Raw genomic sequence first — 10,646 nt, forward strand, 5'->3', positions numbered from 1 at the left:
GCCGTGGGCGAGCTGACGGCATGACGGGTCCGACGGCTTCCACGGCCGCCCCGGTAGGCCGGCACCTGTGAGCGGCATCGGCCGAACCGGGGCGGCCGTGGAAGCCGTCGGACCCGTCATGCCGTCAGCTCGCCCACGGCCGTGGCTGCCGCCGTTGGGTGGTCGTGGCTATCGCCTGCGAACGGCCGTGGCTATCGCCAGCGACATGCCCACGACCAGCACCGACACCACGAGCGAGGCGAAGAACAGGGCCACCAGCCATCCGGCGTTCGCGCCGGTGAGCGTTCCGTTGGCGGACGCGCACGCCACCTCCGGCGGGAAGCTCTGCCTTCGTACGTCGTTGCAGGTGTGGGGCAGGTCGTCGTTGATCACGTACGCGTTCAGCCAGAGCAGGACCCAGGTGGCCAGGAAGACGCCCATCGAGGCGAGCGAGACGCCCCACAGCAGCGTCGGGCGATCCGGTGCGGCCTTCGTGGCTGCGGGAGCGTCCGCCTCGGCGCCTGCCTCCGCGTCTTGTTGAGGTGGTGTCATGGGGCGGCAGCGTACTGGCAGTGCGGCGCCGAAAGCCGTCGAGCCTTGTCAGTCGACGTCGGTGCCGGTGCCTGTGCCGGTGTCAGTGCCTGTGCCGGCGTCGACCTCGGCCAGGAACTTCAGCACCCGGTCGTTGACGTCGGCGGCGTGGTCGATCTGTGGCCCGTGTCCGGTGTGGCCGACAATCTCGGCGACCGCCCCCGGCACCAGGCGCGGGACGCGCTCCAACTGCCGCCGCGGGTGCACCAGCAGGCTCCGCTGTCCCAGCACCAGGTAGAGCGGCGTGCGGATGGTGCGCAGTTCGTCCTCGGTGAGGGGCAGCGGGGCCGGGCGGCGTACGCGGTAGGCGCGGACGCTCGCCCTGATCATCGCGCGCAGTTCCGGCACGATGATCACCGGTTGCTCCAGCCAGGCCGCCAGGCGGGGGCGCAGCGCCTTGGGGGCGGAGGTCGCGAAGAGGCTGACGAAGATCCAGACGAAGAAGCGGAGCCCGACCTTCTCCAGCCCGCCGGGGTCCAGCAGGGTGACCGACGCAAGGCGATGGGGGGGCGCGATGGGCCTGGTTCAGGGTGAGCCAGCCGCCGTACGACGAGCCCATCAGGTGTACGCGGTCGAGGCCCAGGCCGGACAGCGTCTCGTCCAGCCACTGCGCGGCGCGCTCCGGCTGGTGGATGGGCTCGCGCTGCACGCTGCGGCCCGGATCGCCGGGGGTGTCGATCGCGTAGACCGGGCGTTCGGCACTGAGCGCGGCGGTGTTCGGGTACCACATGGCCGAGCAGGAGCCGGCGCCGTGCACCAGGACGACCGGGGTGCGGGATGCGGCGGCGGGGTCCGTGGGGCCGTACCGGTATACGTGCGTCGTCCCGAAGCCGGTCTCCACGTCGAGTTCCGACCGTACGGGGGCGCCCATCGCGTACAGCGCGTCGCAGGCTGCGAAGTACCGGTCGCGCAGGGCGTCGCTCACGTAACGGCCGACGTCGGCCGGGGCGCGGTCGCGGGTCGTTGCATCGGGCACGGTGGGCCACCTCCTGGAGCAGCTCGTTTTTATGATACGACCGTACCACGTTCATGGTACGGCGGTACCATGAAGTGCGCCCGGCCAGGGCGGACGAGACGTACGGACGGGTGGAGAAGCGGCCGATGCCAAAACGTGTGGACCACGACGAACGGCGCACGGAGATCGCGCGGGCCCTCGTCCGGGTCGCGGGAAGGCGCGGACTGCACGCCGTGGGGATGCGCGACGTGGCCGCGGAGGCCGGGGTGTCATTGCGGCTGGTGCAGTACTACTTCGAGACCAAGGAGAAGCTGCTGCTCCACGGGCTCCAGCAGCTGGCCGAGGAGTTCGGCGAGCGGGTCACCGCCCGGGTCCGGGCCGCCGGGGACACCCCGGGGCCGCGCGCGACGGTCGAGGCGCTGCTGCTGGCCTCACTGCCCACCGACGAGGAGAGCCGCGCCTTCCACCTCGTCTACACCTCGTACGCCGTACTCGCCGTGACGGACGAGGCACTCGCCGCGCAGCCGTTCCTCCAGAACCCCGACGCCGCCGAGGACACCCTGACCGGCCTGCTCACGCAGGCACAGGACGCGGGTCTCGTCCGGCCCGACGTGGACGTACGGACAGAGGCCGTCAGCCTGCTTGCCATGACGGCGGGGCTCGGGATCAGCGTCCTGACCGGCCAGCGCGACGCCGAGCACGCCATCGCCGTCCTGCGCCACCACCTCGACCGGATCTTCCGGGGCGCCGGGCGCGACAGCTGAGAGGTGCCGGCCGTCCGGCCACCGGCCGTTCACGCCCGTCCGGTCGCCGCCCGTCCGCGAGGACGCTTCACCGAGGACGCTTCACTCAGGCGACGGAGCCGCCCGGACCGCCGGTTCGGCGCCTCCGGCGTGCTCGGCGTATCCGGGGGCGGCCGCGCCCGTGGCCGCGCTCCGGGCCGTGGCCACGATGTCCTGGAGTGCCGTGATGTGCCGGGCCAGGGCCTGCCGGCCGGCGGGCGTGAGGGACAGCCAGGTCCGGGGACGCTTGCCCACATGCCCCTTGCGGACGTCCAGGTAGCCGGCGGCCTCCAGCGCCGACGCGGTCTTGCTGAGAACCGAGTCGGACACCTGACAGCCATCACGAACGGTGGCGAACTCCGCCTCGTCGCAGGCGGAGAGGAAGGCGACCACGGCCAGCCGGGTCGGATGGTGGATGGTCTCGTCCAGGGCGGCCCGCTCCCGTCCTGGCGGATCGCCTTTCACGCGAGTTCCCGCAGCGCCCGGTTGATCGCCGCGTTACGGGCGATGCATACGCCCCACACACCGAGCCCCCATACGGCGAACGCCGTGATCCGGGCCGCGGCCCCTCCGGCCCCGTATCCCCAGCAGCACACTCCCGCCAGCAGGCCCGCCGCCAGGACGGCCGGAAGTGCGATCCGGCTCCGGCGCAGGCGCGAGGACAAGGACCGCGTCACCCGCACCCCCGCCGCCCGCCGCGCGGCCCGGACGAGCGCGAGCACGGCGGCGAGCCCCAGGAGTGACACGACAAGCGCCACCAGTGCCGCCCAGCCACCCCTGCCCTGGCTCCAGGCCTGCACCACGCTCGGCAGCACCAGAGTCACCACCACGGCCGGGCCGTACCACTCCGGAGCCAGCCCGGACCTGAGCCGGGCCCGCTCCCTGGCCGCCTCCACGCCCTTCAGCGCGTCCTCGGCGTACGCCACCGACCGGCCCTCACCCTCCAGGGGTGCCGACTTGCTCTCCTGCGACGGCATGGGCACACCGAATCCTTCCTGAGGGCACTCGAGCAGGCTGACGCCCGTTGGCAGGTGCCATCATGGCATTAACTTTCCAACATGGAAAGTACTTGCCGGGGCAGAGCGAAGGCGTCGGCTCCCGTCATCCCGTCAGCGCAGTTCGTCCGGGCACGGTGTCCCCGGCGCCAGCTGATACGGGGCGCCGAGCCGGTACACGCCGGCGCGCGGCGCCAGCAGTTCCGTCCACTCGTCGCCGTACTGGTCCTCCTCCAGCTTGATCAGGCAGCCGTTCGTGTTGACGAAGTCCTTGGGGAGCTCCTTGTCCTCACGCCGCTTGGACTCCTCGGTCTCCTGAGGCCGCTCCAGGCTGCGGCCCTCCTCGTCGACCAGGGCGAGCCAACGCGAGTACGGGATGCGGATCAGCACCCGGCCCGCCTTCTTCACATGGATGGTCAGTTCGCCCGCGCCGGCCTCGTCCACCGTCGCCGGTGGATCGGCCAGCGGAACCGGGCTGTCCACCGAGTAGAGCCGCCAGTTGGAGTCGGACCAGATGGGCTTGAGGTACGACTGCCCCTTGCTCACCAGTTCCGCCTCCTGCTCCGCGCCGCTGGAGTCGGGGGAGCCCTGCGGCAGCACCACGTAGTGCACGGCCCAGCGGTCGAGCCACTGCCGGTAGTTGACGGCGTTCAGGGTGTCGTCGTAGAAGAGCGGGTTGCGCTCCATGTCGGCCTGCCGGTTCCAGCCGCGGGCCAGGTTCACCAGCGGAGCCAGCGCGGACGCCTCCCGATGACTGCTCGGGGGGACCACCTCGACCCGGCCCCGCTCGGCACCGACCTTCTGGAGCTGATTGACCAGCGGAGCCAGCTCCCGCGTCCAGGACGCGGTGGGCGCGGTCCGGACGATGTCGTCGACGCCCTTGAACCCGATCCAGAAGTTCAGCCCGACGAACGCGAGGACCAGCGCGTACCACCGCCGGGAGCGGGGCTCCGCGTACGGCAGTGCGGCCAGCAGCACCACACCGGCGAACAGCATCGCCATCCGCGACACGTTCGAGCCGATCTGCGAATCCACCACGTACGTCAGCAGCGTCCCGATGCCGTACACCGCGGCCGCGGTCCGTACGGTCCTCCAGTCGCGCGGCACGAGGAAGAAGACCAGGGCCGCGAAGACGAACGGCAGCGACAGCGTCGCGATCGACATCGGCTGCGTACCGGAGAACGGGAACAGCCACGCGGACAGCGCCACCACCACGACCGGAGCCAGCCCCAGCGCGTACGCCCCGGGGCGGCGCTTGTTCAGGAACAGCGCCGCCGCGACCACACCGAGGAAGAGCCCCGCCACCGGGCTGCCGGCCGTCGCGAGTCCGGCGAGGGGCGCGGCCACGACCGCCTTCGCCCACCGCTTGTACCGCCAGCGGTGCGGCCAGCAGAACACCGCCGCCACCGCGCCGAGCGCGAACATCATGCCGAGCCCGAACGTCACCCGGCCCGACAGCGCGTTGCACAGGTACGCGAAGACACCGGCCATCGAGCAGGCGATCGGATTGCGGACGGCCCGCACCCTGACCAGGATCAGCGAGGTCAGCCCCGCCGAGACCGTACCGGCGATCATCATCGTCGTACGGACACCGAGCACCGACATCAGATACGGCGACACGACGCTGTACGAGACGGGGTGCATGCCCCCGTACCAGGCCAGGTTGTACGCGGTACCGGGGTGCCGGCCCACGAACTCGGCCCAGGCGTCCTGGGCCGCGATGTCGCCGCCGCTGTTCGCGAAGAAGAAGAACCAGAGGATGTGGACCGCCGCGGCCACCGCAGTCGTCAGCAGGACCGGATGACGAACGCAGCCCCGCTTGAATGCGTCGAGCCGACCGGCGCCGTCCGGTGCGCTTCCTCCGCCCGAGCTCCGTACCCCGTATGCGTCGCGCTTCGCCCGTGTCGGCTCAGCAGTGGTCACTGCGAATCTCCCCGTCCCTCCCCGGACGCGGTGAAACCCGCCGACCTGTTCGCAGCGTGGGCGTCAATTGCCGGAAAACGCGTTCCGGGATACACGCGTTGTTTCTGGGACGCTAGCACGCAGCTTCTGGCGCTGTCCGAAAAGGGCCCTGGGGCGGCATTCACCCATACGGAATGCTCGATAGCCCCTCAAGATCATCCGTTGGTCGGCTTCTCCCCGGCCCCTTGTGCTCCGCGGGAGAAGTCGCGGAGCACAAGGGGCCGGGCCTTCGGATGTTCGGCCGGAAGCCGACCCGGATCAGCTGACGCGGGTCAGCTTCTGGCCGAAGCCCGGTTCCGTCAGGTCCTGCTGAAGGGCAACGGGAGCACTGACCTTGGCACTGCCCGTTCCCACGGTCACCACCCCGACCTTGGTGCCTGCCGTCATGGTGCGCGAGATCTCCTTGCCGTTCCCCGCCACCGAGAGCTCCACGTCGAGGCCCGGCCAGCCCTTCGCCTTCAGGTCGGCGGTCGCGACCAGCGGCGTGTGGCCACCGAAACCGTCATCCACATACCCGACGACATCGCCCTTGTGGACCACCTTGGCCGAGGTCACGGCCTGCTGCGCGCCCTTGATCAGCTTGAGGCTGTTGGACAGCGACATCGTCAGGCTGTCGAACGGCTGGCCCGTGCCTGCCTGCTGCCCCAGGACGGCGCCGTAGATCCACAGCTTCTTGCCGTCCACGACGGTGTTGGCCGACCAGATCAGGTTGCCGCCGGCCGGGGTGGAGGAACCGGTCTTGATACCGCTCACGCCCGGCTCCAGCAGGATGGTGTTGTTGTTGTAGATCGTCGTGTCGATGCCGTCGATCTTGATCTGCGGGGTGTCGACGATCTCCTGGAAGATCTCGTTCTTCATGACGGCGGCGGCCAGCTTGAGCTGATCGTCGGCGGTGGAGACGGTCGTCTTCTTCAGTCCGCTCGGGTCCGTGTACGTGGTGTGGTTCATGCCGAGCTTCTTGGCCGCGTCATTCATCTTCGAGGCGAAGGCGGCCTCGGAGGAGGAGTCCCAGCGGGCGAGGAGCCGGGCCGCGTTGTTGCCCGAGGGGATCATCAGGAGCTGCAGCATCTGCCTCTCCGTGAACTTCTGCCCCTTGGTGATCGCCACCTTGGACTCGTCCTCGGCCTTGGACTCGTCCTCGGCCTGCTGATCGACAGTGATCTTCTCGCCCTGCTCCTTGCCGGAGAGAGGGTGGCCCTGAAGGATCACGTACGCCGTCATGATCTTGGCGACACTGGCGATCGGCGCCGGCTTCTGCGCTCCCGCCGAACCGAGTGAACCGACACCGTCCACGATGACCGCCGACTGCCCCTGCGACGGCCAGTCGAGCTTCAGGTCAGCACCCTTGAAGGTGTACGTGGGCTTCGCCGACAGCGTGAGCACGGGGTCGGGCAGCGGGCGCACCATCTGCACGATTGCAAATGCGATCACCAGCAGGAGCGCCAGCGGCGTCCAGATCTTGACCCTGCGCACGGCCGTGCGGACCGGGGTCTCCGGCGGCGGCGGGGTGTTCGTCAGCTCGGCCAGCAGGTCGAGCGGCGGCCTGGGCGGCATCGGCTGCTGCCGGGTCCGCTCGGCACCGCTGAGCGACGCGTCGGGCGGCAGCTGGGCGGCCCAGGACGGACCGGACGGAGGGGCGGGTTCCTCGGCCCCGGGGCTGCGCGGCGCGGGGGCCGGCCGCACGTCGTCGGCGCGCAGCGGTACGAACTTGCTGGTCCGCTCGGCGGGGGACTCCGGCTTCGGCTTCGCCGTCGTCGGAGGCGTGATCTTCAGCGCCGTCGTCGGCTGGTCGACGCGGGGCAGCACGGGCGCCTTGAAGACGGCCGTCGGCTGATCGACCCCGCCCTTCTTGTCGGCGGCCTGCGCGTTTTCGGTGTCGGGGGTCTTCTTGTCGGAGTCCGGCTTGGAGCCCGACGACTCGGGGTCCTCCTTGGAGCCCGACGACTCGGAGTCCTCCTTGGAGCCCGACGACTCGGAGTCCTCCTTGGAGCCCGACGACTCGGGGTCCTCCTTGGAGCCCGACGGCTCGGGGTCCTGCCCCGAGTCCGGCTCGGAGCTCTTACTCGACTCCTCGACGGCCTCCGCGCCGGATTCCGCGCCGGATTCCGCGCCGGATTCCGCGCCGGATTCCGCACGGGTCCTGGGCACTCGGGCCTCGCCGGACGCCTCGTCACCGTCGCTCGGCTCCCCGGCCGGCTCCTCGGCGTCCGCCACCGGCTCGGGCTCGGCGTCCGCCACCGCCTCCGGCTTCGAGTCGTCCCCGGCCGGCTCGTCCCCGTCACCGTCCTTCGTCACCCAGGCGGCAACCGCCGCACGCAGCCGCGCATCGCCCTCCCCGGGCTCGGCGGCGTCACTCCCGGGCCCGGCGGCCGCACTCTCCGGCTCCTCCGCCGGATCAGCGGCATCAACCTTCGCCGCGGCGTCCGCGGCGTCCGCACCGGCCGCCTCAGCGGACTCGGCGCCCTCCGCAGGCTCCTCGGGCTCCCCGTCCGCCTCCGCGGCGCCCGGCTCCGCCCCAGGGGCCTCCACCGAGCTCTCAGGGCCTTCAGAGGCCTTCTCCGCGACTGCGGCGGCCCCGGGCTCCCGGCCGTCGCCCACCGCGTCGGACGCGGCCGCAGGCTCGCCCTCGGACTTGCCCTCGGCCTCCACCTCGGACCCCAACTCGACCCGCTGCGTGCTGAAAACGGCTGTCGCCGTGTCCGTCCTGCCACCGGACTCCGCCGGGGAGGCGGGTTCGCGGAAGACCGCGAGCCGTGGATCGTGCTCGCTCCGAGCCGTTCCCGACGACTTCTGCTGCTCCGACTTGTCGGGGGACTCGCCCGCCACCGATGCCTCCTCCATGCGGCGCGAGGGCACCCCCGCGCTGTCCGAACCATCTACCAGTGTCCCGTGTGAACCATTGGCTGGGCTGCTAGACGAGAACGACATACCTACTGGTTCCCATACAAAGCACCCAGGCACCCTCGACAGACAGATGTGAGAGGGGTCACCCTGTCACTCATCCACGCGGGGAGGCATGGATGGGCAGGAGCCGCAGAACAATTCCGGAGGAGCTTCTGTTGCTCGCTCTGGACCCGACCACGGGTACCACAGCGCAGCCGCAGTCGCTCGACCTCGGCCTCGCCGGAGCCCAGCTAGTAGAGCTGGCCCTGGCAGGACGGATAGCCCCTGACGGGGATCGTATCGCCGTGGTGATGCCACGGCCGACAGGAGATCCGACTCTGGACTCCGCACTGGAACTGCTGCGCAGACGCGGCAGCCCGGTCCGGGCCGTCCACTGGATAGGCGGACCCCGACTGGGGCTTCGCCAGATCTATCTCGCTCATCTGGAGCGGTGCGGCATGGTGCATGCCGTGGCGGGCCAGATGTGCGGAGTGCTGCCGACGACTCGCTACCAGGCGACGGACACGGCAATCAGCCGGGACATCAAGGCCCGGCTGGACAGTGCGATCCGCACCGGCGTACCGCCGGACCCGCGGACCGCGGCGCTCGCCGCCCTGGCCCACGCGGTCGGACTCGGCAAGCACCTGTACCCCGGGAACGAGGGGCGCTCTTCGCGCTCCCGGCTCCGGGACCTGATCAGACACGACCCGATGGGCGGTCTCGTGGCGCATGCCGTGATGGACGTCCAGAACGGGGCGGTCGCACAACCGCGCCGCAATCAGGCGGCCGGCGTGCCGTTGCAACCGCAAGCGCAGTCGCAGTCACGCCGCGACAGCATGGCGCACACCGCGGCCCACTAGGGCAGCACGGACGCCGAGGCATCATCCGCACCGCCGCAACAACCGAATACCGCCGCACCGACGTCCCCAAAGACCCGGTTCGGGAGCCGCACCAAGCGCGGGGCAGCCGGTACCACCGGCTGCCCCGCGCCGCTGCGTGTGGCCATTTCCCAGCGCGGCCGGGGGCGCGGGTGGCAATCTGCTGAGCAGTAGATACGCACAGCTACATAGCCGGAGGTGCCGTTTCCGTGCCGTCCAACGTCAATCCCACCGTCAGACGACGCCGGTTGGGTCAGGAATTGCGCCGACTGCGCGAGATCAAGGGCATGACGGCCGAGGAGGTGGCGGAGCGGCTGCTGGTCTCGCAGTCGAAGATCAGCCGCCTGGAGAACGGCCGCCGCTCCATCAGCCAACGCGATGTCCGCGATCTCTGCGGGGTGTACGAGGTCGCGGACCTCCGGATCGTCGACTCGCTCATGCAGATGGCCAAGGACTCCCGCCAGCAGGGCTGGTGGCATGCCTTCGGCGACATCCCGTACAGCGTCTACATCGGCCTGGAGACCGACGCCGAATCACTGCGGGTGTACGAACCCCAGGTGATCCCGGGCCTGCTGCAGACCCGGCAGTACGCCGAGGCGCTGATCAACGGTGCGCTGCCGGAGGCGCCGCAGGCCGATATCGACAAGCGCGTCAGCGTCCGTTCACGCCGCCAGGACCGGGTCAACGCCCCGGAGCACCCGCTGCGGCTGTGGGCGGTGATCGACGAGTCCGCGCTGCGCCGGCTGGTCGGCGGCAAGCAGGTGATGATCGAGCAGCTGGAGCGCCTGGTGGAGCTGTCGCACCTGCCGCATGTGACCGTCCAGGTGCTGCCGTTCGACATGGGCGCCCACCCGGGAATCAACGGGCAGTACGCCATCCTGGAATTCCCGGATGCCGCGGATTCCAGCGTCGTCTACATCGAGGGAGTCACCAGCGACCTCTATCTGGAGAAGGCGAATGACGTGCAGCGGTACAGCGTCATGTACGAGCACCTGCGGGCGCAGGCGCTGAATGTGGAGCAGACCCGGGATTTCATCGACGGGATCGCGAAGGACTACACCCGCCTGAACCCGGCGTGAACACCGGCCGAACGGGCGATTGAACCAGCCGGCCCGTGAAGTCCGGAATGCGGGAAAAGAAGCGATGTTACGGGTGGGGCGGCGGAACGGTACACCGTCGCCACCTCGTAATGGAAGACCCGCATGGTGCATGCCATCCGGTCGAGTGAACGGCCCCTTCACTCGGGGAGCTTGGCGAGTAGCGTCGATCACGCCAGCAGAACATCGTTGGCGCCACTCACACAACTCTTTGAACCGGAGTGAACATGGCCATTCGTCAGGGTGCTACGGACAAGTGGACGAAGTCGTCGTATTCCGGGGGCAACGGCGCGTGCGTCGAAGTCAGGTCCCCTCTCGTACAGGCGATCGCCGTACGTGACTCGAAGGTCCCCGAGGGCCCTTCGATCGGTTTCGTCCCCGGCGCCTGGAACTCGTTCGTGCGCGATGTCGCGAAAGGCGCCCTCGACGCCTGACCGATGAGTTCCCACGCCTTGTCGCCGCACCGATCCAGGTGCTGCCGGTAGCCCTCTCGCGCGGTTCGCCGTCCTGGCCGAGGGGGCTCC

At 70.1% G+C, this 10,646-nt stretch carries 9 protein-coding genes and 1 pseudogene; 4 read left to right on the forward strand and 6 right to left on the reverse strand.

What is annotated here, in order from left to right; genetic code table 11:
* Positions 1–168: 168 nt before the first annotated feature.
* Both J1C73_RS31220 and J1C73_RS31225 read right to left on the reverse strand, forming a co-directional pair.
* The gene (locus J1C73_RS31220; RefSeq protein ID WP_207319315.1) at positions 169–531 is read right to left on the reverse strand and encodes a hypothetical protein; all 363 of its coding nucleotides are present in this window, start codon (positions 529–531) and stop codon (positions 169–171) included.
* Between the two features lie 48 nt (positions 532–579).
* A pseudogene (locus J1C73_RS31225) lies at positions 580–1,546 on the reverse strand (alpha/beta fold hydrolase).
* A 125-nt stretch (positions 1,547–1,671) separates the two neighbouring features.
* Between J1C73_RS31225 and J1C73_RS31230 the strand changes: the two are divergent.
* The gene (locus J1C73_RS31230) at positions 1,672–2,289 is read left to right on the forward strand and encodes a TetR/AcrR family transcriptional regulator (protein ID WP_207319316.1); all 618 of its coding nucleotides are present in this window, start codon (positions 1,672–1,674) and stop codon (positions 2,287–2,289) included.
* An 81-nt stretch (positions 2,290–2,370) separates the two neighbouring features.
* On the opposite strand, the gene J1C73_RS31235 is transcribed toward J1C73_RS31230, so the two are convergent.
* The 4 genes from J1C73_RS31235 to J1C73_RS31250 form a co-directional block, all read right to left on the reverse strand.
* Complete coding sequence (locus tag J1C73_RS31235; RefSeq protein WP_207319317.1) at positions 2,371–2,772, reverse strand: winged helix-turn-helix domain-containing protein; 402 nt, start codon at positions 2,770–2,772, stop codon at positions 2,371–2,373.
* Complete coding sequence (locus J1C73_RS31240; RefSeq protein ID WP_207319318.1) at positions 2,769–3,284, reverse strand: hypothetical protein; 516 nt, start codon at positions 3,282–3,284, stop codon at positions 2,769–2,771. Before J1C73_RS31240 ends, J1C73_RS31235 begins: the two co-directional genes overlap by 4 nt.
* Before the next feature lie 132 nt (positions 3,285–3,416).
* A complete protein-coding gene (locus J1C73_RS31245) occupies positions 3,417–5,225 on the reverse strand; it encodes a DUF8823 domain-containing protein (RefSeq protein ID WP_207319319.1) in 1,809 nt (602 codons plus the stop codon).
* A gap of 297 nt (positions 5,226–5,522) precedes the next feature.
* Positions 5,523–8,105, reverse strand: a complete 2,583-nt coding sequence (locus J1C73_RS31250) for a D-alanyl-D-alanine carboxypeptidase family protein (RefSeq protein WP_242644969.1) — start codon at positions 8,103–8,105, stop codon at positions 5,523–5,525.
* 179 nt (positions 8,106–8,284) lie between these two features.
* Here J1C73_RS31250 and J1C73_RS31255 point away from each other — a divergent pair, with 179 nt between their 5' ends.
* The 3 genes from J1C73_RS31255 (at position 8,285) to J1C73_RS31265 (ending at position 10,556) form a co-directional block, all read left to right on the forward strand.
* Positions 8,285–9,007 (forward strand): GOLPH3/VPS74 family protein, encoded by a 723-nt coding sequence (locus J1C73_RS31255; protein WP_024491270.1) that lies wholly within the window; start codon positions 8,285–8,287, stop codon positions 9,005–9,007.
* A 227-nt stretch (positions 9,008–9,234) separates the two neighbouring features.
* Entirely contained in the window at positions 9,235–10,104 is an 870-nt protein-coding gene (locus tag J1C73_RS31260; RefSeq protein ID WP_207319320.1) for a helix-turn-helix domain-containing protein, read from the forward strand.
* A 245-nt stretch (positions 10,105–10,349) separates the two neighbouring features.
* A complete protein-coding gene (locus J1C73_RS31265; protein ID WP_123459914.1) occupies positions 10,350–10,556 on the forward strand; it encodes a DUF397 domain-containing protein in 207 nt (68 codons plus the stop codon).
* The last annotated feature ends 90 nt before the right edge of the window (positions 10,557–10,646 follow it).

Source organism: Streptomyces laculatispora (genome assembly GCF_017353455.1).
GTDB classification, from domain to species: Bacteria; Actinomycetota; Actinomycetes; order Streptomycetales; family Streptomycetaceae; genus Streptomyces; species Streptomyces laculatispora.